Origin of the sequence: Novacetimonas sp. GS1 (assembly GCF_036686925.1) — a bacterium.
In the GTDB taxonomy this organism is placed as follows: Bacteria; Pseudomonadota; Alphaproteobacteria; order Acetobacterales; family Acetobacteraceae; genus Novacetimonas; species Novacetimonas hansenii.
The window spans coordinates 563,926-589,921 of sequence record NZ_VSZP01000001.1 but is presented as its reverse complement, the minus strand read 5'-3'; the positions used below and the strand labels follow the sequence as shown (position 1 = coordinate 589,921).

Sequence of the window (25,996 nt, the reverse complement as noted above, 5' to 3'; positions counted from 1 at the left end):
CCCTGGGATAAAGAACGGCGAAGAGACCCGGGAAAAGCATCCGCGGACATATCTTTCGGCACCATTGGGGAAATGTTGCCATGAACCTTCCATTGATAACCTTCAGTGGCGTTCGTAGGCCGCTTATTCCCCGATATCGGCCAGCATGACATACGCCGCCGTGCTGGCAGTAAGCTTGATCCCCGTGCAGGCCCTGACCGCCGCCGCATCCCCCGCATCAAGTGCGCGCCCATCGACCGCCACCGCCCCCGACACCACCAGAAGATACAGCGCCCGCCCCGGCACGGTCGCATAAACCGCGCTGTCACCCGCACGCACTGTGGCATCCAGCAGCCGCGCACTTGCCCGGATGGTCAACGGGGCGCCATCGGTAATATCGGATTCCGCCTCCGGGTCATCTTCGGGAAAGCCGGAGGCGAGGATACGAAAACCACCATCTTCGCGCATGGGGCAGGCGGTGCGCACGTCCACAACCGGGCTGCCACCTTCATCATCAGGCAGGAACCAGAACTGGATGAACCCGCCACCGCCCGCACCCGCCCGCCATGCAGGGCCATTGACCCCGTCACCGGCGCCAAGTGCCTGCACGCTGCCCGGTGGCAGGGTGGAGGATACGAAACCGGGGCCGGAAAAATACAGCTCCTGCGCACCTGTCCATGTCAGGATCTCGGTATTTTCCTCTGCCCCCAGCGCAAAGGTCGCGCCCGGCGCCATGGTTGCGACATTAACCACGCGCAACCGCCCCCAATGCACCCGCCCCGCATCCCCGCAGGTACGAAAGGCAAAGTGACAGCGTAATGTCACCCCGGCATCATGCAGGCATCCGGCCATCCCGGCCTTGCGCACCTCGATCATCATCATTTCCCCGTGCTGGTGGCCTGTGTCGCATGGCCGTGCCTGACTGGTGGCAAGGGAAAGGCCGTCTCCCACCCGCCACCCAGCGCACGGTAAAGTCGTGCAACCGATGTGGAAACACGCGTCGTCGCCTGCACCAGTTCGCTTTGCGTCGCCAGCAGGGCATTTTGCATCGTCAGCACATTCAGGAAGTCCGACGCCCCCTGCACATACTGCGCCTGCGCCGTATCAACCGCGATCTGGTTTTCCGCCACGGCCTCGGCCAACCGGTCACGCTGGCCCTGGGCTGCGGAAAAATCGGCCATCGCATCGTCAACTTCCTGCCATGCCTTCAGGATGGTCCGCTGCAACATGATGGCCGCTTCCTTCTGCTGCGCCCTGCGCAGGCGCAACTGCCCCGTCAGGCGGCCGCCCTCGAATATAGGGAAGGTCGCGGTCGGGCCAAAACCATATTGCCGCGACGCCCACGACCCCAGCCCACTGAATTGCAACGCCTGTACATCAAGGCTGCCTGACAGGGTGACACGGGGGAAAAAATCCGCCACGGCCACGCCGATATTGGCGGTGGCGGCATGCAGCCGTTCTTCGGCCATGCGGATGTCCGGCCTGCGATCGACCAGTTCCGAAGGCAGGCCCACCGGCACCGAATCAGGCACCGGCGGAATGGCGGCCGGCGCGCCCAACAGTGCCGTCAGTGCGCCCGGTTCGCGCGCGACAAGGAAACTGAGCGCATTCAGCAGATGGATTTCCTGGCTTTTCAACACCGGCAGGTGTGATTCGAACGTGTGAAGCTGTCCCGTGGAATCGGCCACATCCAGCCGCGTCGCTGCACCCTGGGCATAACGCTGCGTCGTCAGGTCCACACTATGTTTCGCGATGTCGATATTATGTTCGACAATCGCGATCCGCGCCTGCACCCCGCGCAATTCGATATAATCCTGCGCCGTTTCCGCCATCAGCGACACCAGCACATCGCGGCGCATATCCTCGGTCGCATGCATGGCGGCGGTCGCGGCCTCCACCTGTCGGCGGACATGGCCCCAGAAATCCACTTCCCACGATGCATTCATGCCATATTGCGGCAGGTTGAACGACGGATTGCCCACACGGCCGGGCAAGGCGGTGGGGCCAAACCCCTGCGTCCCACTGGCAATAGTGCCCGCGCCCTGCTGTTCCATCACACCCAGCAGGCCAAGCACGCCATTCGTGCTGGCACGTTCGCGGGCATAGGATGCGTTGGCCTGCGCATGGGGGAACTGTGCCGCGCTGGCGATCCTGCGTTCGGCCATGCTCTGCGCAAAGCGGTAGGCGGCGGCACGCAGGTCAAGATTGGCCCGCACGACCTCCGCCTCCAGCGCATTCAGGGTGGGATCATGAAAGATCGACCACCACCGCGCATCCATGCCGGTCTCGGCCACCGCGCTTTGCGCGGGGGGCATGCTCTGGTGCCAGTCGTGGGGGGCGATGTTGCGTGGCTTGTGATAATCCGGCCCCACCGCGCATCCCGCAAGCGCCAGCAGCGCAATGCCACCCGACAGGCGCGCACGCACCCTACAAAGACGGGTCATGAGATTCACTGCCATATGTACCGCTCGTCATGCGCATGTATCCCATCGGGGGCGGAGGCTGTGTTGATCCGTGCTTCCACCGACATGCCGACACGGACCATCGCCGCAAGTGGCTGCCCGGGATCAAAGACCAGCTTGACCGGGATACGTTGTACCACCTTGGTAAAATTGCCGGTGGCGTTATCGGGCTGGATCGGGGCGAAGGCGACGCCCGTGGCGGGGGCAAGACTGTCGACATGCGCGTGGAGCGGGCGTCCGGGGAAGGTATCGACCCAGATGGTCGCCGCCTGTCCGGTACGCACATGCGTCAACTGTGTTTCCTGGAAATTGGCCAGAACATAGGCCGCCTGCGTTGGCACCACCGCCAGCAGCCCAGTGCCCGGATGGACATAGGCCCCCACACGCACGCCACGTTCGCCCACCACCCCCTCCACCGGGGCAGGAATGGTGCAGTACGACAGGTTCAGCGTGGCCTGATGCAGCGCCCCATTCGCCCGCAGCAGATTACCCTGCGCGCGCTGCACCTGCGCCTGCAGGACGGACACCTGCCCCACCGCTGCGTCCACCGCCGCCTGATCGCGCGCCACGGTGGCCTCTGACTCACTCTGTCGCGCGTCGGACGACTGGCGCTGTTCCACCGTGCCCGCACCGCCCACCGACAGGTTGCGGTACCGCGCCGCGTTCTGGCGCGCGAATACCAACGCCGCCTGGTCGGCCATGACCGCCGCCCGCGCACCCGCGATGACCGCCTGCTGCCGGCCAAGTTCGGCGTCCAGGTTCGCGACCTCTCCCTGTGCCGCCGCGACATTGCCGCGTGCGACCTCCAGCGCCGCGCGGTAATCGTCATCCTCGATATGGGCCAGTTCCTCGCCAGGGCGGACATGTTCGTTATCCTGCGCCACCACGCGGTCGATACGGCCTGCAACCTTGGGCGCTACGGTCGTGAAATCGGCGGTGACATAGGCATCGTTGGTATATTCATCCACACCGTTGCCATTGACGAGGCGCGTGCCGACATATGCCCCACACGCCAGCACAATGGCCGTCGCAACGGAAATGAGAAGGGGTTTCGTATAGATCATGGCCTGTTCCTGTCATGCCTATCCGGCATGTTGCGATGGAGATGGGGCACGGGGGGGATAGACACGGCGCGGCAGGAGCAGGTTCATCACCGCATAGCCAAGACACGCCCAGACCAGCAGGAAATAGATATCCACCAACGCCAGCACGAGCGCCTGTTCATGGACATAGGTATGGAACACCTGCAATATGTTCGCCGCCACATGCCCGCCATCTGGCGACGTGGCCGAAAGCTGCCCCGCAATCGGGTCGCCCTGCCCCGACAGGGCAGTCGCATGGGCGCCATGATGGTCAAGCAGCATGGTGGAGTGGTACTGTTCACGCCGCCGCGACAATGCGGAAAACAGGGCGAAGGCCACCGCGTTCGCCAGCCCCTTGAGCAGGTTGACCATGCCGGAGATGAACGGCCCGTCCGCAGGCCCCAGCGCCATTGTCGAAAGCATCAGCGTGGGAATGACGGTCATCGGCTGTCCAAAGACCTGAAGGATCTGGATGGGATAGAAATTGTCACGCACCCAGTCCACCGTCAGCCACGTGCCCAGCCAGCTTGCCAGCGCAAGGCACAGCATCCCCCCCGAAAGGATATAGCGGCAGTCCACCTTGCGACTGTTGCAGATCGCGGCAATCAGCGGCAGCATCAGCAGTTGCGGCAGGGCAACCACCAGTGAAATCGGCGCAGCCTGCACCGGACGGTAGCCACGCACCGCCTCCAGATACGTGACCGGCACATCCGTCATCAACGCACAGATCGCAAGGATACCGATCAGCGACAGAAGGGATGCCTGGATATTGCGGCTCTGCCAGTACTGGATCTTGAAATAGGGGCTGGGGTGAAAGGCCTCGTTCACCACAAAGACGACAAAGGCCGCCCCACCCCAGAAAGCAAGGTCCGTAATCACGGGGGAGCGGAACCAGTCCAGCCGGTCCCCCTGGTACAGCACGGTCACAAGCGCGCAGATCGCGGGCAACCCCATCAGCAGGCCGAGCCAGTTGAATTTCTCAAACCGTTCAAGGTGCATGGGATCGCGCGGCAGGCCATAAGCCATCATCACGATCGCCACCGCCGCCATGGGCACGATTTCCCAGTACAGCCACCGCCAACCCATATCCTCGAACCAGAATGCCTCTAGCGGGACACCAAGGTTGGGGCCGAAGGTGGCGCTCATGGCATATCCGGCGATACCAAAGACCCGGATCTGTGGCGGCAGATATTTCAACATGACCGTCATCAGCACCGGCGGCAGGCATCCCCCCGCCAGCCCCTGTGCCGCGCGCAGGATGCACAACGACGTCACATCGGGCATGAACGGTGCGGGGATGGACAGCAGCGCCATCGTCGCGGTCATGAATATGGAAAAGCGATAGATGGAAAACGACATGTAAAACCAGGGCGTAAACGCCATGGCCGCAATATTGAACGCCTCGTAGATGGAGATTACCCACGTGCCTTCATCGTGGCCGATATGCATCGCACCACGGATGTCCGACAGCCCGATTTCGGTTACATGTTCATTAAAACCCGCGACATGCACCGCAAGCAGCATGCCAAGACAGCCCACAACCGTACGCATGCCAAACGGCGGGATATAGGACGGCAGGGGTGGGGCGGCATGCACGACAGGCGTGCCATTGCCCGGCACGGTATCCCCCGATGCGGTATCCCCCGGCATGACAGGTGCGCCAGGCAGGGACACGGCGGGCATGGGCAGCACGGACATCGGCCCATGGCCCGCGCCCTTGGGAAATTGTCCGGCTGGTCCTGCGGATAATTCTTCGGGCGATCCCGTGACGGTGGTGGATGGCATGAAGACCTCGCATTGATCGCGGGGTCAATCTATGGGCGGGACTTGGATAAATAAATTGCAATTGCCTCACTCGTTGAGTGCGTCTGGTGCATCTGACACGGGGTGTCCATTTTTCATTTTCAGGCATAATTCGCGCACCGTGCGCCGCAACCACCGATGCAGCGCATCCTTGTCATTGCGCGGGTGCCACGCCTGCAACCCCGTCAGCGGCGGCGTATGGAACGGCAGTTCGAATGCCCGCAGGCCGATTTCACGGTGGGGCAGGGTCTCGATCACGATATCAGGCATCAGCATGATCAGGTCATAACCACGCAATGTCTCAATCATCGTGAAAAATGTTGGTACAATCAGCACAATCCGACGCGTAAGCCCACGCGCCGCCAGCATCTCGTCGATTGCGCCGCTATAGCGTTCCTGACGCGAAATGCTGATCTGGTCGAACTGCACAAAGCGTTCAAGCGTCACGGGCTGTTGGAAAATCGGATGGGCCTTGCGCGCGAAACCACGAAAACCGGTTGTAAACAGGCTTTGTGTACGGATTTCCGGCTTGAATGGCAGGGGCGCGCCGATAAACAGGTCGGCATGGCGTTCACGCAGGCTGAGGCTGACATCATCATGGCGGTCATGGGAAATGAAACGCAAGGTGACGCCGGGACACTCATTACGTAATCGTTCCAGAAGGGCCGCCCCCAGCGCACCAAGAAACAGATCATCGGCCTGTATGGTAAAAACCGGGCTGATGCGCGACAGGTCCAGATGCGCGTCATTGCGAAACAGGCCGGTCGCCTGCGCCACGACGGCATGCACCTGCTGTTGCAGTTCCAGCGCGCGTGGCGTGGGTGTCATGCGACGCCCGGCCTGCACGAAAATCGGGTCGTCAAACGCCACGCGAATGCGTGACAGGGTGCGGCTCATGGCTGGGGGGCTGAGGTTCATGCGCCGCGCGGCAGCGGCGACGCTGCCTTCCTCAAGCAGCACATCCAGCGCCACAAGCAGGTTCAGGTCACGATGGTGCATGCAATCCCTTCCGCAAAACCGCGGGCCACCCCATCATGGCGGGCGCGACAGCCCGGCGCGCGACGGCCCCTACATCACCGCACGATGCCGCCGCGCGTTAAGCAGGGTCAAGACCAGCACCACCAGCGCCCCCCCACCCACCGTGAACATCAGCGCAGGCGCAAGCCCCGTGCCAAGGAAAGAGGCGATGCCCGTCTGCAACAGCGCATTGCTTGCCGCGATCAGGTTTCCGCATTGATAGGCAAGGCCGGGAAACGTCGCACGCACCGATGGCGGGGACAGTTCGCTGAGGTAGGCGGGCACAACGCCCCACGCGCCCTGGATGCAGAACTGTATGCATACCGCCCCCACCGTCAGCCATGCCACCGATTGCGGCAGCGTCCACAGCGCCAGCAGTGGCAACGTCAGCGCAGCAGCCAGCGCGATGCTGTACTGTCGCCCGATACGTTGCGACAGGATGCCAAAGAACATCCCACCCGCGATGGCGGCAATATTGTACAGCACAACAATCAGCGTAATGGAGGGGTGGGGCAATCCGCGTTCCAGCCCAAGGAAGATTTTGGGATACAGATCCTGTGAACCATGGCTCATGAAATTGAAGGCCGCCATCAGCGTCACGGCAAACACGCACAGCGCGAAATGCCTCCGGATGACAGGCCACAGGCCCTCAGCCTGCGTCGCATCCGCATGGCCCGCGCGCTGCCGTGCCAGCCATTGCGGGCTTTCGGGCACACGCGCCCAGATATACAGCGCGGAAAACAACGCCCCACCGCCCAGCACGAACAGCCCCCGCCACCCCATGACCGGCAGCAAAAGAAACGCAAGCGAGGCCAGCAGATAGCCCGCCGGATAGCCCGCCTGCAGGATGCCCGACGCCATGCCCCGCCATGAGGCCGGGACGCTTTCCATAATCAGAGAAGTACCAACCCCCCATTCCCCACCCAGGGCGATCCCGAAAAGTGCACGCAGGCACAGAAACGTCGCAAGCGTCGGGGCAAAGGCCGACATGACCTCGATCAGGGAATAGACCATGATCGTGGTGATCATCACGGGCTTGCGCCCATACCGATCCGCCGCGCGCCCGCATATGAACGCCCCGATGGGCCGGGTCAGCAGTGTCAGCGTCGGGGCAAGCAGCACACTTTCGAGCGAAACATGAAAGCTGCGTGCAACATCATCAAGTGTGAAAAGGACAATGAAGAAATCACACGCATCAAGCATCCATGCCAAAAGCGAGGCAGCCACCACATGACGGGCCGTGGCGATTCCCCCATCACCCAAGCCCCCCGTGATGGCCGGGCCGTCCATATTATTCTTCGTATCCATACCCTGTACCATCACCTTGTACCATCCATATTTTCTGACCGGGACTGTGCCATGCCCTGAGGGGGGCAACCATGCGTCGGGGTCTTCACGAAGGGGCGACCGCCTGAACGATTGCGTGACCGGCAAACGATACAGTCACGGGATGGAAACCGGCAATTCCACAATAGATATTTTTTCAAAAAAACTTTTTATATTAAAGATTTTTTGAAAATATTCCTAAACCTTCCTTCATGACCGTAAAGCTGTCGCCTGAAAGGTCAGGTCCAGTCATTTTCTGAAAATAAATATTCCCGGTAAATATTTTTCCCAAAAACTTTCGAAAAATACTGAATATTTTCCATGTTTTTTGTCGATTTATTATCGCAGGCAGCCTGCTAAAGGTTGGCAATGACCTTCAGCCCAACCAGCATGGCGTTGGGAATGACCGAGGTTTCGCCAGGACGCATCATATATTCAAACTCCGGCGTCACCACCAGACCGGGCGTGACGGGAATGCCGTAATATGCCTCCAACACAGCGGAATGGGTCTGCGGTCCATTGACATATGCCCCCATCGGCAGGCCCGCTGCCTGACGCAGGCTCTGGCCATAGGTCAGGCGTGAACTCATCTGGTAATAGGAATACATTACGCCAAAACGGTCATAGGGCCTGTGCGGGATCAGCCCCAGCAGGGAAGCGCCAAAATAGAACTCGTCCGAAAAGGTCGAAATACTTGGTGTATTATGAATATATCCCGCCAACAGATAGCCACCAGCCATCTGATGCTCGCCATGCTTGCGATACACCATCTGGTCCGCCTCGATATAGAATGTATCGCGCGGCTTTTCCTTATGCGCGTGAATATACGCCCGATAGGCCGCCGGAATCGCGCCGATCAGGTCGGGATAGGGTGACGTATCATGACCAAAGCCGAATTTGTAATGGCCCGGCAGATTGCGTGCGCCGAAAAATGGCTCCCATGTCAGCTCAACCGGTGTCTGGACCCCGGTGGTGGTTTCACTTCCCCAGGCCCAGCCGGTATTGTCCTGCACCTTTGGCCCGATCTTGTAGATCCCGGTCCGTAATGTCAGGTCGCGCGTCGGGCGAAACCGCACGGTCCCGCCCCATGATGTCTTGGGATAGACACTCCACCCCGGTGGTTCACGGATGGCCATCGGCGCGGAACACTGCATCATGAAGGTACACAACAATACTGATGTGCCATAGGTATGGGTCAGCGCGATGCGACCGACATTGATGTTGATGCGGTGATGCAGGAAGGATTTTTCGACATACAGGTCCGCCAGACGCGCCGCCGCCGGACCATGGATGCTCCAGACCTCGGTCAGCAGGACATTGCGTTCACCGACATGGTCCCACCCCACCTGCCGCCCCTCGCGGTTCATGACGATGCCGTGCAGGAACCAGCCATCAAGCCCGATCAGCCTGCCAAGGTCGAACAACATGCTGACACGCAGGTCATGCACGTAATCAATCCCTTTGGACAGGCCACCGCCCACATTGGCCATGCTCTCGCCCTTGTAGGTCAGTTCGAACGTAAATCCGCGATTGCTCAACCACTCCCGCCATGGCCTGATCTGGGGCACGAGGTTCCCAAAGGACTGTTCCGCAACAAAATACCCCGCACTAAGGTCGCTTTTGCGCAGGGCGTCGTCATTATGGCTCAATAATGCCGAAATACTTTCGGTATTGAACAACGCATCCAGCCGTTCTTCCGCGATGGGCCGCTTGACCTTCCTGGGCGGTGCCGCGGGTGCGGATATATTTGGTATCGTGGGCTGCGTCACGATGGCTGAAGGCGTGACGCGGCGCACGGGTTCCGCCCCATGACCCGCAACGGTCCAGCCATGACAGGCCAGACCCCACGCCACGAGCCAAAAGGGGAATAGCCGCCCGCCGATCCCACGAAAATAAACACGCAACATAGGCATGGTAATATCGCACGCAATACAGGGAGTCCTGTCCATCGCCATGAACGGGCATTACCCCTGACAGGTCAGGGAAACCGGCCATGCGGACCGACAGGACGGGCCGCCTGACATATGCCGCATCCTTTCCCAACAGGAATGGATTCGACTTAAAATTATGATGTAAATTTCATTTTTTACGTTTTCTTTTTATTATTATTTTTGGTGGCCCACCGTATGAAATATGGGCGCCCTTTTCAACTCCCTAAATTTCACAACACTGTATGCGTGGGCAACCGCAGGTAACACCTGTGGAGATGCGCCAAAAGCCCGCAGGGGCACAGCCCATGCCAGATGAGGGGGACCCTGCCCCCCTACATCCACACCCGTGGGTCGATGGTCCCCTTTGCACCGCATCGTCATTACCGCAGCATACACGTGTACGACCCACAGACCCCGACATCTGAACCTGACAGACGGGACAGCAGAGGGGTTACGCGTCCCACCACATCAATGAGGCGTCAGGATGCGGGTTTGATATATTGTCCACGTTTTTTGTTTCAGGAAACTATGGAAGAGCTTGCCGGCTTGTAAAAAACAATACCAGAAATTTTTGTCTCTTTTTCAACGAAGTGGTATTCATCAAATAGGGCTGCTCAGGACAAGATACAGCAGCCCATCCATGATAGTGATGGTTTTTTCCAACCAAGCCATTATCCCTGGTTAAGTCATAACATTAAAAATCAACATTCATATTCAGGAAATAACTGCGCCCAGTCCACACGATCTGCGGGATTTTTTCAGAATTCTTCCCACGGGTCGCATAATAGCTTACATCGCCAAGAAGATTCTGCGCCGAAAAGCCCATGGAAATACGCTTGGTCAGCTTGTAGTTAATCGAATAATCCAGGCGTTGAATTGGCTGATCCCACCAGGATATATTGAACGTTTTTCCGTTCGAATTACTGTATGTGTAATAGGTTTCCAGAAACGCGCCAGAACGACGGAACGAAAGATTGGTATTCAGCCTGCCTGACTGATACCCCAACGAAAGGTTATACATCCAGTTTGGTGCATACTGGATTGGTGTTCCATCGGGGATACCTGCGGTTTTCAGGTTCGCATGAGAACGCTGAAGAGTGACATTCCCTGATATAAAAAGATGTTTCCATAATCCCGGCAAAAACGACATATTTTTGATGCCGGACATTTCCAGGCCATATACAAACGCCGATCCACCATTTCTGGGCGTTTCAAGTATCTCCTGAGGGGATACATTGGTCGTGGCGGTTGAGCTTAGATAATGCGTGCCATCAGTTCTGGTGGAATTCCCTGCATCGAACAGATAGTTCGACAGAAGCTTGTAAAAACCTCCCATGGCAAAGCTTGACCCGTCGCGGCTCATCCACTGCCCGGACAGATCAAAGTTTCTTGACAAAACTGGTTTCAGGTTGGGGTTTCCTTCCTGAATCGTATACACGCCGTTGCCATCATATGTTGATGTCCTGCTGCCCCCCAACAGAAACGTATTGGGCATGACATATGACGTATCAAACGATGCACGATAAACCGAAAAAGGTGTCGGTCGATAGGCGATGAACAGGCTGGGTAAAAATTCATTATAGCTTGTTCTGTTCTTCGCAAAATGCCCTCCGGATATATTACCGGAATCATCATATGACGCATCCCAGAATTTATTCCGGATATCGGCATGTTCATACCTAAGACCCGGTGTAATCTGTACTTTGTCAAAATCAAAGGGTAAGGCAATATATGCAGCCGTCACACTTTCGCTTGACATCTGCGTATTTGCATTTGCGTTATAGGCGGTTTGCGCGGCTGAACCTGTCCAGTTCCCACCATAAGATGCAGATGCATATGATAACGGGACAGAGTGTAAATAATCCCGTATTTCCCCGGCATTCATCAGTGGTGTAACATAATTCCCAATCCTGGTAGAACCATTTATGAACCCACTGCTGGCAAGAGAGTCTGCCATACCTGGCAAATATCCGTCAGAGTTATCATATGTATAATCTCTGTTTGTCGCCGTCCTATAGGTATCATAATATTTTGCACCAAAAAGTATTTTCTTCAGAAATGAAAGGTTTGTATCAGCCGAAAAATCCTGCTTCAGCCCCCAAAGGGACTGATTGTTTTTATACTTTGTTTCTTCGACACCACCAAATCCCCAATTGGAATTGGTCTGTGGTACATAATTCGACAGATTGTTAAATTCCGCCAATTGAGATGCATTCAACGCTATTGTTGGCGTACCAGGACTGCCTATATATGATGGAGAAAGCGTCAGGGAATTTCCTGATGGGTCCAGATTGAAATTCTTGTACGCCAGGTTTACCGAATCTTCGTCATCTTCAGCAAGGCTTCCGAAAGCTGTTGTCTTTGAATGAAGCCAGTCATGATCAAGGGTAAATCCTGCCTGCATGATGCCAAGATTTTGGATTTCAGGATTTGTATCCAGATAATACGATCCAACCACACCAACTTCCTGCACATTATAAGTGCCATTAGGCTGCAAAACCCAATTTTGGTTGGTTGATTGCAAACCACGCTGAACAGTGGTCTGTGACGTGTTCGATGATGCGTAACTTCCCCGCACAAAAATGGTTGCATTTTCTCCATGCCAGTCAAATGCAAGATTCCCGCCATAACGCTGGGAATTACCATAAGAAAGCTGCGGATTGATCTGTGCCGGCGTCAGGTTTTGGGTAATCGGTATATTCGGGGTGGGCGTATGATCTGAACCTGTCAGCGAATTGATAACGTCCCAGTTCCCTTCGTTTTCATTGCTTGTCAGGCTTGTAAAACTGCGTGACTGATAATATCCAACCGCATGTATTCCAAACTGACGGTTTCTGCCGAATATATGGCTATACTCTCCTTGTACGGTCCCGCCCCCATTAAATGGGCTATGCTGCGTTCCATATTGATATCCCTTCCCAATGAACTCACCACGTGTTTTCAGGGAGAGAACATCATGCCCCACGTCAAACGCATTTAGGGTCTGAAAATCAACAAACCCTGATACCCACTCACCACTGTCGGAGGCCTGACCGGTTTTATTAACAACAGCTTGTGAAAATCCAAGTGGAGGCATCAAGGAGAGCTGAAGCTGCCTACTCGCTGGTTTTGCATTTGCGACATTCACCCCGTCGATCAGGCTTTGCGTATAATCCGGTCCAATCCCACGAACGGACAGAAACTGTCCTTCGCCCCGCGATGCATTGTCAATCATCGCAGATGACCCACCGATGCTTCCACCAATGGTGGTAGATAACACATTGACACCCGGAAGCCGAGCCAATGTTTCGGCGATATTATTGTCCGGATGACTTTCGATGAATTTCGCATCCGCAATCGAAACATCATTCTTTGCGTTCAACTGCTGCGTTTCCGGGGATTTTTTCGCAGTCACATGTATCTTCTCAATTTTTGATTGAGAATTGTCCTGATCGCGTGAAGAGGCCTTATCCTTCTGGGCCTTTGTCCCACCTGTCGCAGCAACGGCATGTGATGCCGATGTCCTGTCAGATTTTCGATGCAGGTTCTTTTTAGTCTCCGTGCCTTCGGCAAGGGCAGTCTGCCCCAACTGCACACCGACCATGACAATAGGGAAAAGACAGCTGAAAGCTTTCCATGACGCAGGGCGTCGACTGGGATTGGACACGGGATTTTCTCCGCATTGACGTGCAGACACCGGATTTTTTCAAAATCCCCATGCCTGCACAGACGTTCAATGGATGATTACCGCCCCGGTGGGGCGGCAGGATTTGCTTTGGCTGCGACCATGATTTCACGACAAAGGGCAAGGTCATGGGCGGCATCCGGGAATGCATCGGCAAGGGGTGCGCCATTGAGCACCGCCGCGTGAAACGCAATCAGTTCAGCCTGGAACGGGTCCTGGTAATAGGGGCCGAATTCTGTAACCGTGTTGTCTGTACCAACAGTTTCATGGAAGATGACACGACCGGGCAGGTTGCGGATATATGGCGTATCATAACGCAGTTCCATGCGTTGCGTATCACCAATGACCTCCAGCGAGGAATCGAAACGCGCGACATCGTCAATCAGGCATTCATACGATGCGATAAAAGTTCCGTAATCAAACCAGATATTGATTTCGGTCCCCGACGCGCCGATATGCGCCGCGATGACCCGGTGCGGCCGCCCAAGCAACACACGCATCGCAGAAAACGCATGGATGCCAAGACCCGTCAGAACTTCATATCCCCGCAGCAGGTGCGCAGGCGCATCGGTGCCACAGACCGACATGATCGCGTCATGACGCGCCTGCCGTCCCGATGACAGCAGATCAGGTGGAATGTCACCATCCGGCACGGCAACCTGTGCCCATGAATCAAAGAACCATGGTCCTTCGCAGATGATGTCACGCACCCGCACATGACGTATTTTCCTGAACGTTGGCAGCAGGGACTGCGCTTTTGTGAACGCCGGGGCATAACAGCGCATGTAGCCAACCATGCCCACCCTGTCCGATGCCTCGAAATCCTTTTGCAGGCGCGCAAACTGCGTATCCGTCAGGCAGGCCGGTTTTTCGAGGAAGACATGCAGTCCCGCCGCAAATGCCGCACGTGCATGTTCTTCATGGAACTGATCGGGGCTGAGGATCATGACCGCATCAAGCGCGGGATCAGCCAAGAAAGCTTCCACCGAAGTATACGTACGTGGGATTGACCAATGCGCGGCAACCCGGGCCACCACGGTGGGCGACGGGTCATAAAGCGACACGACGTCAAAACGGTCCGACAATTGATGAAAGATGGGAAGGTGAATGAGCTGCGCCACTTCTCCTGCGCCCAACAATCCCACAGAAAGCCGTCTTGTCATGATGCCTGCCCCTTCGCGGCCACTTAATTTCCTTAAATTGATTTATTTGAAGAGACCGCCATTTCGCAACGGGAGTTTCATGAAACTATGATGACAGTCAGGCCGACATCCCATGGTTGCAGCCCCGCCGGCACCCTGGCCGCCATTGCGCCTTCGTCCCCGTGTCCATACGGACAAACCGGAAAATTTATTGGAACAGTTCTAATAAATTTCATCATATTTTCGCAAAATATTCATTTTACGGCCCATAGGGGAAACAGGCATATTCATTTGGATGAGACCTGACGCAACGGCCTTGTGCATGCCCGCCCGCCCCCGGCGTGGGCATCTATATCGCAATGCCTGCCCGGTCACTGGCACAAGACCATGGGCGCAACAGGAGACGGTCATGAAATCCCGTCTTTCCTCCCTCTCTCCCCCAATATAATCTTAATTATGTACTTAATATCCTTGGGAATCGAGCAATCGGGGCGTGATGACGGGGAAATACACGGTTTTCCGCCCTTCAAACCCCTCAGGATTCGTTTCGTCCCCATTCGAAACCCATATGCAGATTCGTCATATAGGAAAATGAATGCCGCCAATGACGATAAAAACAGTCTTGTCTGATTTATTCCATTGTGAGTATTAAATGCGCACGGGATCAACAGGATATGTGATGCTCTTTCGCCCCTTGCCGACCGCGCCACCCCGGACATACGCCCCCTGTCGCGGCACATCCCCCTTGCATGCCCCTTCGTCCCACGCGTCTGTCCATGTGGGGGGACACCGGGGTCGGGTCGGACGCGCCGTGGCGGCAGGGGCGATACTGGCCGCCATGCTCCTGATGTCACCTGTGGCGCGGGCGCGGGATGGGGAATCGGGGAATGGGGAACTACACCGCGCACGTCAGGCGTTGGGGGAACTCTCAACATCCTATTGGGATGCCGCCCGCGCGGACTGGCATAACATCCATGCCTGGCAAAGATTCGTTATCATCAGCACACTCAGTGACTATGAACACCTCTCCAACGACCGGGGGTTCCACGCCACGGCGATGCAGGCGCTGGCAAACCGGCGGGGGCTGGACGGCAATGATGATGACCTGTGGGTGGCACAGGCGGATCTGGACATGGCGCGCCTTACCCATATGCCGGCCCTGCTGAGCGATGCACGACGCATTTTCGACATGGTGGCGCACCAGTACTGGGACGCACACTGCCGCGGGGGCGTGTGGTGGGACCATGCCCGGACCTACAAGAACGCCATTACCAACGAACTTTTCCTTGCCACCGCCCTGCGGTTGTACCAGCAGACGCATGACACCACCTATCGCGACTGGGCCAGCAAAAGCTGGGCATGGCTGCGTGACAGCGGCCTGATCAATGCCGCAGGCCTTGTCAATGATGGCCTTGATGCGCACTGCGCCAACAATGGTGGCCCGGCCTACAGCTATAATCAGGGCGTGATCCTCGATGCGCTGGCAGACCTTTCGGCGCTGCGCCATGACCCGCAGGACATGGCGATGGCGGCCCGGATCGCCACCGCTGCGATCGCGGCATCACGCGGCCCGGACGACACCTTTCACGAGGCGCGCGAACCCATGGACATGGATGCATGGATTTTCCGGGGGATTTTCGTGCGTGCGCTCGGCCATCTCGTGCCTGCCCTGCCTGATGGGCCGGAACGCACCACGCTTGCGACATGGCTGATGGAGGAAGGCAACCATGTCTGGGCGACGCGCCGGCCATCCGCGCGTTTCAGCGCGACATGGGCGCCGGGCACGCCGTTCGTGCCTGGCGCGCAGGCCCAGCTTACGGCGGCGGCGCTGTTCCTTGCGACGGTGCAGGACCGCAATGGCACGGATGACACGAAAGCCCACACACAGTGAGGGTCCACCACCTTGCCGCCCTGCCGCTGGCATGGATGCTGTTCTGCCCCCCTGCCACCGCGGCGGGCGACAGCCTGACCGTCCTGTGTGCCTCCAGCGGGACGGAACAGGCCCTGTGCCATCATGCGGTTGATGGCTGGTCACGCATGACCGGCACCACGGTCCGTGTCCTCCCCCTTCCCTCGGACTGGGGCGCTGTCCTGCCGCTCTACCGGCAGTTCCTGTCGGCACGGACATCGGTTGCGGATGTGCTTGTGCTGGACGGTACATGGATCGGGGCACTTTCGCCGCTGCTGCTCGATATTCCGCCCGCAGCCGAAGACGCGCGCACACTGCCCCACCCGTTCACCGTGGGGAAACGGCACGTGGCGCTGGCGTGGTATCGCGATATCGGGCTGCTTTTCTACCGTCGCGACCTGCTTGAACACTATGGCCTTGCGGTTCCCACGCGCTGGGATGACCTGCAACGCACCGCCGCCGCGATACAGAATGCGCAACGGCGCGCGGGGAACGCGGCGATGTGGGGGTATGTATGGCAGGGGCGTACGGGCGAAAGCCTTGTCTGCAACGCGCTTGAATGGTTCGGCGCCAATGGGGATGCGCTGGTATCCACCGACGGTACGGTCCATGCTGATACCCCCGCCATGCGCCGGGGCCTTGGCCGCGCCGCCGGATGGGTGGGAACCATCTCCCCCCCTGGCGTGCTGACCTATGACGAGGAAGCCGCGCGTGGCGCCTTTCAGTCCGGGCATGCCGTCTTCATGCGCAACTGGGTCTATGCGTGGGCGCTGCTGAACGACCCGCAAAGCCCGGTTGCGGGCAAGGTGGGCGTGGCGACCCTGCCGCGCGCGGATGGTGCGGGGGATACCCCGGATCATGCCCAGGATAACGCAACGGGCGTGGACGGTACCGTCTATCTCGGCATTGCGCGCAATTCGGCGCATCCCATACAGGCGCTATCCCTGCTGCGTTACCTGACCAGCGAGGAGGTTGAGCGTCATCAGGCCGTGGCGGGGGCTTATATCCCGGCGCGCATGACGCTGCTGGATGATCCCTCCATCATGGGCGCAATCCCGATCCTGCGCACCCTCCGCCCTGCCCTCGACGCGCCGATCCTGCGCCCCATCGCCGCGACAGGCATCGACTATCCCCGCGTTTCATGGATCGCGGCCAACCAGTTCCAGCAGGCCCTGCGTGGCGTCACGACGCCTGCCGACGCACTGGGGGCGCTGGCATCCGCGCTGGGCGGGCTTTCACAACTGGGCCGGTGGGACAGCGCCAACCGACCGCCCCTTCCTTCATCGACCATACAGGACCACACGCCATGACCATCCGGATCGCAACCGCCCCCGACGCATGGGGGGTCTGGTACGCCAACGACCCACGCCAGACACCTTGGGAACGCTACCTTGACGAGGTCGCGGCCGCTGGTTACGCGTGGACGGAACTCGGCCCATGGGGCTACCTCCCGACAGACCGGGCGCACCTGCTTGATGCGCTGTCCACACGCGGGCTTGGCCTGTGTGGCGCGGCGCTGGTCCATCCCCTTCTTGTGCCCAACGCGCTTGAAACACTGCGCGAACGGATGCACCCCATATGCGAGACGATGGCCGCCACCGGCACGCCATGGGTGTTGCTGATGGATGATTCCGATACCTATCCCACGCCGGCGGCACGTATCGCCACGGCGCAGGGATGGGGACACATGATGCATGTCATCACCACGATCGCACGTGAAATCCGCGAAGAATACGGGCTGAACCTGCTGTTTCACCCCCATGTCGGCACCGCCGTGGAAACCGAGGCCGAGATCCTGCGCCTGCTTTCGGACACACCTGCGGAATATGTCGGCCTGTGCTTCGATTTTGGCCACCATGCCTATGCCGGTGCGGATGCGCTGGCCTTCATGCGCCAGCACGCGGCACGCATCCCATATTACCATTTCAAGAACATGGATGGTGAGATCCATACAAAGGCCATGGCTGAAAGCACACCGTTCATGGAAGTTTTCCAAAATGGCGTGATGTGCGAACTTGACCGTGGTATCATGGATTTTTCCAAGGTGGTTGAGTTCCTGCGCGAACGCGGCTTTGACGGTTTCGCCGTGGTGGAACAGGACATGTACCCCTGCCCTCCTGACAAGCCGCTGCCCGTGGCGCGCCACAACCGCGATGTGCTCAGGCGGCTTGGCCTGTGAAAAACCGGGGTCCCCACCGCAGCATCATCGGCATTGATGTCGGGGCGACAAAAATCGCGGCGGGCCTTGTGGATCTCGCCAGCGGCGATGTCCGCTCGCTGATGCGCATCGCGACGCGGCGTCAGGGGGCGCCATGCGAGATTGTCAATGACATCGCAACCATTGCCGCCGCCGTGCTGAAAACAACCCTCGACGATGTGCTTGACCCGCTGGCGGTGGGCATCGCCGTGCCTGAACTGGTCGATATTTCGGGACATATCCGCAGCACATGGAACTTCCCGCTGCCGGATCTTGTCGCGATGGTCACTGAACGCACGCGCTTGCCGGTCCGGGTGGAAAGCGACGTGCGCGCCGCAGCCTTTGCCGAGGCCCGCTTTGGCGCGAGGCGGGCATGTGACAATTTCGCCTATTTCTCGCTTGGCTCTGGCACCAGCTATACGCTGTGCCTCAACGGCCGTCCCTATACGGGGGCGCATGGGTTCGCCATCCATTTCGCCAGTTCCGACCTTGCCATTCCGACGGCGGACCGCAGGGGGCTGAGCATCGCCACACCAGAGGATTTCGCATCAGGCCTGGGGATGGAGCGGCTGTGGATGGAACGGGGCGGCCCCGCGCTGGGGGACGGTGTGCAGGCGCTGGAAACGCTTGCCGCATCAGGCGACCCGCGCGCACGTGGCGTGATCGAGGACGCGGCCAGCATCGCAGGCCGCCTGATCGCACAGAGCGTGAACATGCTCGATCCCGAAAAAATCGTGCTGGGCGGGGGCTTGGGCTGTTCGGAGGGGCTGTACCGCCACAGGCTGGAGGAACATATCCGCGCCAACATCTGGGAACGTTCCTGCGCGGACCTGCCGATTGTCATGGCGGGGCTGGGTGAACATTCGGGCATCATCGGCGCGGCCCTTGCCGCACGCGCGGCGATCTGACGGCCCGATGCACCGTCCCGCCCCCTTTGCGCCGCGCCCCCTCGACTGGCGGCCATGGCTGCTGGTCGCGCCTGCGCTGCTGGTACTGGCGGCGATCATTGTCGTGCCACTGGGCCGGACGGTGTGGCTTGCGCTGCATGCGGACCCGCACGGCTTCGCCAGGGCGCGCACCGGATGGGGAATGGGGAATTTCGTCATGCTGGCGCACGATGCGGCATGGTGGCAGGCCATGCGCACGACGCTGACATTCGCCATCGCCGCCGTGTCGGTGGAAACGGTGCTGGGGCTGCTTGTGGCCCTTGTACTGCTTGACGCCAGCGCACGCATGCGTGGGATCGTCCTGCCGCTTGTGCTGCTGCCATGGGCGATTCCCGCCGTGGTGGCGGCACGGCTGTGGAACTGGATGCTCAATGACCAGTACGGGATCATAAACGCGCTTCTTGTCCATTGCGGGATCATCACGCATGGCATCGCATGGACCGGTTTTCCGGGCGGGATGGTTGCGGTCATGGTCGGGATCGACGCATGGCAGGCAACGCCGTTCATGGCGTTGCTGTGCCTGGCCGGGCTGCTGTCCCTGCCGCCCGAAATCATGGAGGCGGCGCGGGTCGATGGCGCAAGCGCATGGCAGCGCCTGCGTTACATCACACTGCCGCTGTTACGTCCTGTCATCGGGATTGCGGCACTGTTCCGCCTTCTGGATGCGCTGCGCATGTTTGACCTCGCCAGTGTCCTGTACGGCAGCGACATGGCGGGGATGAGCCTGTCGGTTTTCGTGCAGGCACAGATCGTGCAGTTCGGAGCCCCGTGCTATGGCGCCGCAGCGGCCCTGGCGACGCTTGGCGTCATCGGCCTGACGGTGGGGCTGCTGTGGGTCTGCCTGCGCGCGCCAGTGCGGCGGGGGGATGTGGCATGATGGCCCGCCGCGCCATACGGGCGGGCGCGCCCGCCATCGTGGTGGCGCAGGCGCTGTTCCCGCTCTACTGGGCGCTGGTCACATCCTTCCGCCATGGGCCTGCGCTGTTTTCGGCCATACCCTTCGCCATGCCGGATTTCAGCAATTACCGCGTCCTGCTGTCGGATATGGGCGTGTGGCGGGAGGCCGCCAATTCGGCGCTGTGCGCGGGGGCGGTCGCAATGATCTCCATGCTGTTGGGCATCCCGGCGGCCTATGCGCTGGGGCGGCTGCATTTCCATGGGCGACGCGCGGTGCTGGCGATGCTGCTGGGATGTTCCATGCTGCCGCAGATCGCCATCCTGTCCGGCCTGTTCGAGGTCATCTGCGCACTGGGGCTGTATGACCGTCTGGGCAGCGTCATCTTCGCGGACCTCTTTTTCGCACTTCCCTTTACCATCTGGCTGCTGTCGGGATTTTTCCGCGACCTGCCACGCGACCTTGACGATGCCGCGCGCCTGGACGGATGCGGGATGGTGCGGCGCCTGTTCAACATTCACCTGCCCCTGCTGTGGCCGGGACTTATCGCAACGGGACTCCTGACTGTCATGAACTGCTGGAACGAATTTCTTTTTGCCTGCACCTTCACCCTGAGCGATTCCGCCCGTACGCTGCCGGTCGGCATCGGGCTGATTTCCGCGCCGAGCCGTTTTGAACTGCCTTTCGGAACCATCATGGCCGCCTCCCTGCTTGCCACCGTGCCCCCCATTGCCCTCGTACTGCTTTTCCAGTCCCGCATCGCAGCCGGCCTGACGGCCGGAGCCGTCAAATGAGCGCGACATCAGGACCGGACGGTGCGGGGCAGGCCTATTCACGCATCTATAACCGGCGTCTTATCTTTGAACTGCTGCATCAGGCCGGACCGCTAAGCCGCGTGGATATCGCCGAACGCATTGGCCTGAAACCACAGACGATTTCAGGCATCACGCGCGAACTCCTCAACCAGGGCCTGATACAGGAGGTGGGGAAATCCGTCGGGCAGCGCGGGCAGCCCCAGACCTACCTCGCCCCCAACCCGGAGGCAGGATATTCGCTGGGAATGCATGTGGACCGGGGGCACATTTCCATCGTGCTGGGGGATCTGCTGCTTAATGTCACAAAACGCATGGAATGGGACGGGGATACGACCGACCCTGTCCAGACGACGGCGGTTATGGCCGACCTTGTGGAGGCGGCGATCACCGCAGGCGGCATCCCCAAGGACCGGATCTGGGGCATCGGCCTGGTGCTGCCGACCCTGAATGCCGACACGTACGAGGCGGAAATGACGATGCCCGGATGGGACCTGTGGCGTGGTTTCGACGTTGCGGGCACCCTGGGGACACAGGTGGCGTTGCCGGTACTGCTTGAAAACGACGCGACCGCAGCAGCCGTGGGCGAACTGTTTTCCCATCCGGGCACGGCCCCGCGCAATGCCGTGCTGATCTATATCGGCTATGGCACCGGGGCGGGCATCGTCGTTGATGGCATGCCCATGAAGGGCGCACGCGGCAATGCCGGGGAACTCGGCCTGCTGCCTCTGCCCGCGCCATGCGCCGACACGGGGGGCGCGGGCGTGATTGACGACCAGCTCTCCCTCCACGCCATTGCGCGGCTGCTGCAACGCCCAAGCGAGGAACTGACCCCCGACATGCTGGGCACGTTGCATGCGCGACGTGACAGCAACCTGATGCGATGGATGGAAACGGCGGCGCAGACGCTGCGCTTCCTCGTGGCGGTGGTGGAGACCGCGTTCGACCCGGAGACGATCTTCCTTGGCGGGGTACTGCCGCCCTCCATGCTTTCGGCCCTGGTGGAACGTGCCTATCCGCTGCTCCCCTCGCTCAGCGCCGTGCGCGAACGCGACCTGCCCCGCCTGGTGGTGGCAAGCCTGCTGGCGGATGGCCCGGTGGTCGGGGGCATGACTCTGCCGATTTTCGTCAATACGCAACCCGATTTCCGGCACCTGTATATCCGCCAGGTCGGCAGTGACGAACGGCCCTTCGACCATCGCTGAGGGAGGGGCGTCACATGTGGTTCCGCCTCTCTGCCCCGCTGGAAACAAGCCCCGATGACGACACTTACGCTTAAGAACATCCGCAAGTCCTATGGTTCGGGGGAGATCATCAAGGGGGTGTCCCTGACGGTCGGGCATGGTGAATTCACCGTGTTCGTCGGTCCATCTGGCTGTGGCAAGTCGACATTGCTGCGCATGATCGCCGGGCTGGAGGAAATCAGCGGGGGGGACCTGCTGATCGACGGGCAGCGCGTCAACGATGTCGGCCCGGCCGGGCGCGGGCTGGCGATGGTGTTCCAGTCCTATGCGCTCTATCCGCACATGACTGTCTACCAGAACATGGAATTCGCCCTGAAGCTTGCGAAAATACCCAGGGCGGAACGCCATGCAAGGATCGGGGCGGTGGCCCGGACACTTCAGCTTGAACCTTACCTTCAGCACAGGCCCGCGGCACTGTCGGGGGGACAGCGCCAGCGCGTGGCCATCGGGCGGGCGATCGTGCGCAACCCGCGCCTGTTCCTCTTTGACGAACCCCTTTCCAACCTTGACGCGGCCCTGCGGGAACGGATGCGCGTGGAACTGGCGACACTGCACCGTCGCCTGGGGGCCACAACAATCTATGTCACCCATGACCAGGTCGAGGCGATGACGCTGGCCGACCGGATTGTCGTCCTCAACAAGGGCGTGGTCGAACAGGTGGGCGCGCCGCTTGAACTTTATCACCATCCGCGCAACCTGTTCGTCGCACGTTTCATCGGCATGCCGCCGATGAACCTGCTGCCCGCGCATGTCCGTGGCGCGGACGCGCGGGGCATGCACCTGATTCTGCCTGATGGGGGGGAGGCGCGCGCATGTGTCACCACCAGCGGCAGCCTGGATGGCACGGATGTCACGCTGGGTATCCGCCCCGAACATATCTGTCATATCCGTCCCGGCCCCGCAGGTGCTGACGCGGCGGGGGAGAATGTACAGCATGGCAGGATCATGCTGGTCGAACATCTTGGCGCGCTGAGCCATGTGCATGTACGCCTTGCCACGGGGCATGACCTTATCATCCAGACCCATGATGGCGGCGGACTGTCACGCGATGCCCCCATCACGTTTTCCCTGCCGGCACAACATTGCCAGGTTTTTGATTCCCATGGCCGCGCCATGACACGCATGCCCCTGACGGCAGGCGCACATGCAGCAGGGCACGAAACGTAGCAGCCTTTCCCCAATTCCCATCCCCCAACTCCCATCACCCAATTCCCAGTCGAGAAACAGCGATGCAGCCATGCCACCGACGCGCCTTCCTGCTGAGCGGGACCAGCGCACTCCTGACCGCCTGCCATGCGACAGGCGGGAAATCTTCCTTTCCCGTCACGAAAGGGGGGAACGGAAACCTTGGGACATTGGTGGACCCGTTTATCGGAACGGGGGGACACGGACATACCTATCCCGGTGCCAGCGTGCCCTTCGGGATGGTGCAGGTCAGCCCGGACACGGACAATACGCGCTGGGACTCCGTCTCCGGCTATCATATCGACGACCCGACGATGCTGGGATTTTCGCACACACATCTCAGCGGGACAGGCGTGGGGGACATGCTGGATGTCCTGCTGCGTCCGGGGCAGGGCCGGGTGACGCTTGACCCCGGAAGCCTCATGCATCCGCAGGGCAGCTACCGCGCGCGCTTCCGCCACGAGGACGAACAGGCTGAACCCGGATATTACCGTGTGCGCTGGCCCGACGAAGGTATCGTGTCGGAACTGACGGCCACGGGACGGGCCGGCATGCAGCGCTATCACTTCGAAAGGGACGGGGAAGCGTTTGTCCTCCTCGACTTCACGCACGGTATCCGCACGGATAATAACCGCCCGACCAGGGTGCATGATGCGTCCCTGTGCTGGTCGGGCGCTCTGCTCAGCGGATCGCGCATGGTGTCTGAATGGGCGTCAGGACGTGAGATCTGCTTTGCGCTGGAGTTTTCCCCCGCCCCGCACCATGTCGCCTTCTTCGTCGATGACCAGCCCGCCGCCGATGGCACGACGACGGTTTCCGGCACGTCACTCAAGGCCGTATGCCATTTCGGCAGGGTACGTGACATCATCACCCGGACAGGTATTTCCAGCGTCGATGTGAACGGCGCGAAGCACAATCTTGCCACCGAAATCACGGACTGGGATTTTGATGGCGTGCGGGCGCGGGCACGGGCGGAATGGGAAAGTTACCTGCAACGGATCGGGATATCGGGGGCGACATCACACCAGCACCGCATCATGCGTACCGCGATGTATCATGCCCTGCTGGGGCCGACACGGATCAATGACTGCGACGGTCGTTACCGGGGACTGGACCGGCAGGTACATACCCTGCCGCCAGGACGGAAGGATGCCTATTCAACCTATTCCATATGGGACACCTATCGCGCCGAACATCCATTGCTGACGCTGCTGTGTCCTGAACGGGTGCCTGATATTGTCCAGAGCCTTGTCGAGATGATGAAGCAGTCGGGGGGACAGGTTCCGGTATGGCCGCTGCAGGATGTCGATACGCAGTGCATGACCGGCTACCACGCCGCAAGCGTGGTGAGCGAAGCCGCGAACAAGGGGTTTGGGGGCATCGAATATGCCGCCGCATGGCGGGCGATACGCAGGCGCGCATTCGCCAGCACCGATGGCGGGATGGGTGAATATCGCCACAGGGGCTGGATACCGGCGGATCGGGTGGGGGAATCCACATCAAGGACCGTCGAATACAGTTTTGATGATTGGGCCGCCGCACAGCTTGCCACCCGCAATGGCGCACGCGCGGATGCACGTACCCTTTTGGCGCGGTGTCATTCCTATCGGAACCTTTATGATTCCCACACGGGTTTCATCCGCCCGCGCCTTGCCTCCGGCCGCTGGGCGGAACCGTTCAGCGCCAATGAAATGGGCCATTCAGGCCAATGGCGCGATTATACCGAAAGCAACCCATGGCAGGCGACCCTGCTGGCGCAGCATGACGTATATGGTATGATGGACATGATGGGGGGTGAAGGAAAATTCCTGTCCTTCCTCGACGGCATCTTCGCCGCCAACCCCGCGCTTCCACCTGACGCACCGCCAGATATCTCTGGCCAGATGGGGCAATATGCACATGGGAACGAACCCAGCCATCATATTGCCTATCTGTACGCCTATGCTGGGCGACCGTGGCAGACACAGGACCGTGTGCGCATGATCCAGACGCAACTTTACGCGCCCCGACCCGACGGCATGGCGGGCAACGAGGATGTCGGGCAGATGAGCGCCTGGTTCATCCTGTCGGCGCTGGGCTTTTACCCGGTGGATCCGACAACGGGCATTTATGTTTTCGGAAGCCCGCTTTTCACATATATGCATTTACAAACCACCGGCCCGCGCGCCCTGGTCATCGAAGCGCCAGGAGCCAGTGACACGCGACGTTTCATACGCGGGGTTTCATGGAACGGGCAGCCATGGACGAAAAGCTGGATATCCCACCAGCAGCTTGCCAATGGCGGCGTACTGCATTTCGATATGGCCGATGAGCCGGATTACACATTCGGCAAGGAGCACAAGGACCGCCCACCCAGCCTGGGCCGCACATGAGCGCGAGAATTTTCACGAACTGTTTGAAA

Annotated in this window: 18 protein-coding genes; 9 read left to right on the top strand and 9 right to left on the bottom strand. The window is 59.7% G+C overall.

The window, feature by feature from the left end; translation table 11 throughout:
- Positions 1–123: 123 nt before the first annotated feature.
- From FYB92_RS02665 to FYB92_RS02625, 9 genes are all read right to left on the bottom strand, one after another.
- Positions 124–861: a hypothetical protein gene (locus FYB92_RS02665; protein WP_062809599.1), complete on the bottom strand. Its 738-nt coding sequence runs from the start codon at positions 859–861 to the stop codon at positions 124–126.
- Positions 858–2,423: a TolC family protein gene (locus tag FYB92_RS02660; protein WP_332828128.1), complete on the bottom strand. Its 1,566-nt coding sequence runs from the start codon at positions 2,421–2,423 to the stop codon at positions 858–860. The genes FYB92_RS02665 and FYB92_RS02660 overlap by 4 nt, the downstream gene beginning before the upstream one ends.
- A gap of 5 nt (positions 2,424–2,428) precedes the next feature.
- Positions 2,429–3,505, bottom strand: coding sequence for an HlyD family secretion protein (locus FYB92_RS02655; protein WP_332828127.1), 1,077 nt, complete (start codon positions 3,503–3,505; stop codon positions 2,429–2,431).
- A gap of 18 nt (positions 3,506–3,523) precedes the next feature.
- Positions 3,524–5,173: an MFS transporter gene (locus FYB92_RS02650; RefSeq protein WP_062810053.1), complete on the bottom strand. Its 1,650-nt coding sequence runs from the start codon at positions 5,171–5,173 to the stop codon at positions 3,524–3,526.
- Positions 5,174–5,374: 201 nt separating this feature from the next.
- The gene (locus FYB92_RS02645; protein ID WP_003621380.1) at positions 5,375–6,325 is read right to left on the bottom strand and encodes a LysR family transcriptional regulator; all 951 of its coding nucleotides are present in this window, start codon (positions 6,323–6,325) and stop codon (positions 5,375–5,377) included.
- A 69-nt stretch (positions 6,326–6,394) separates the two neighbouring features.
- The gene (locus tag FYB92_RS02640) at positions 6,395–7,633 is read right to left on the bottom strand and encodes an MFS transporter (RefSeq protein ID WP_332828960.1); all 1,239 of its coding nucleotides are present in this window, start codon (positions 7,631–7,633) and stop codon (positions 6,395–6,397) included.
- Between the two features lie 392 nt (positions 7,634–8,025).
- Positions 8,026–9,576: a carbohydrate porin gene (locus FYB92_RS02635; RefSeq protein WP_003621376.1), complete on the bottom strand. Its 1,551-nt coding sequence runs from the start codon at positions 9,574–9,576 to the stop codon at positions 8,026–8,028.
- 718 nt (positions 9,577–10,294) lie between these two features.
- Positions 10,295–13,246, bottom strand: coding sequence for a TonB-dependent receptor (locus FYB92_RS02630; RefSeq protein WP_143455959.1), 2,952 nt, complete (start codon positions 13,244–13,246; stop codon positions 10,295–10,297).
- Between the two features lie 77 nt (positions 13,247–13,323).
- Positions 13,324–14,427 carry a Gfo/Idh/MocA family protein gene (locus tag FYB92_RS02625; RefSeq protein ID WP_040510980.1) on the bottom strand — a complete coding sequence of 368 codons (1,104 nt, stop codon included), beginning with the start codon at positions 14,425–14,427 and terminating at the stop codon, positions 13,324–13,326.
- A 658-nt stretch (positions 14,428–15,085) separates the two neighbouring features.
- Between FYB92_RS02625 and FYB92_RS02620 the strand changes: the two genes are divergently transcribed.
- The 9 genes from FYB92_RS02620 (at position 15,086) to FYB92_RS02580 (ending at position 25,967) form a co-directional block, all read left to right on the top strand.
- A complete protein-coding gene (locus tag FYB92_RS02620; RefSeq protein WP_247066281.1) occupies positions 15,086–16,297 on the top strand; it encodes a glycoside hydrolase family 76 protein in 1,212 nt (403 codons plus the stop codon).
- Positions 16,294–17,625 (top strand): extracellular solute-binding protein, encoded by a 1,332-nt coding sequence (locus FYB92_RS02615; RefSeq protein WP_247066280.1) that lies wholly within the window; start codon positions 16,294–16,296, stop codon positions 17,623–17,625. The genes FYB92_RS02620 and FYB92_RS02615 overlap by 4 nt, the downstream gene beginning before the upstream one ends.
- On the top strand, positions 17,622–18,494 hold the full coding sequence (locus tag FYB92_RS02610) for a sugar phosphate isomerase/epimerase (protein ID WP_332828126.1): 873 nt from the start codon (positions 17,622–17,624) through the stop codon (positions 18,492–18,494). The genes FYB92_RS02615 and FYB92_RS02610 overlap by 4 nt, the downstream gene beginning before the upstream one ends.
- Positions 18,491–19,420 carry an ROK family protein gene (locus tag FYB92_RS02605; RefSeq protein ID WP_332828125.1) on the top strand — a complete coding sequence of 310 codons (930 nt, stop codon included), beginning with the start codon at positions 18,491–18,493 and terminating at the stop codon, positions 19,418–19,420. The genes FYB92_RS02610 and FYB92_RS02605 overlap by 4 nt, the downstream gene beginning before the upstream one ends.
- A 7-nt stretch (positions 19,421–19,427) precedes the next feature.
- Positions 19,428–20,336, top strand: coding sequence for a sugar ABC transporter permease (locus FYB92_RS02600; RefSeq protein ID WP_332828124.1), 909 nt, complete (start codon positions 19,428–19,430; stop codon positions 20,334–20,336).
- Positions 20,291–21,148 carry a carbohydrate ABC transporter permease gene (locus tag FYB92_RS02595; RefSeq protein WP_143456022.1) on the top strand — a complete coding sequence of 286 codons (858 nt, stop codon included), beginning with the start codon at positions 20,291–20,293 and terminating at the stop codon, positions 21,146–21,148. Before FYB92_RS02600 ends, FYB92_RS02595 begins: the two co-directional genes overlap by 46 nt.
- Complete coding sequence (locus tag FYB92_RS02590; RefSeq protein ID WP_062809605.1) at positions 21,145–22,371, top strand: ROK family transcriptional regulator; 1,227 nt, start codon at positions 21,145–21,147, stop codon at positions 22,369–22,371. The genes FYB92_RS02595 and FYB92_RS02590 overlap by 4 nt, the downstream gene beginning before the upstream one ends.
- Before the next feature lie 54 nt (positions 22,372–22,425).
- A complete protein-coding gene (locus FYB92_RS02585) occupies positions 22,426–23,577 on the top strand; it encodes a sn-glycerol-3-phosphate ABC transporter ATP-binding protein UgpC (RefSeq protein WP_332828123.1) in 1,152 nt (383 codons plus the stop codon).
- 62 nt (positions 23,578–23,639) lie between these two features.
- The gene (locus FYB92_RS02580; protein WP_281649717.1) at positions 23,640–25,967 is read left to right on the top strand and encodes a GH92 family glycosyl hydrolase; all 2,328 of its coding nucleotides are present in this window, start codon (positions 23,640–23,642) and stop codon (positions 25,965–25,967) included.
- Positions 25,968–25,996: the final 29 nt, after the last annotated feature.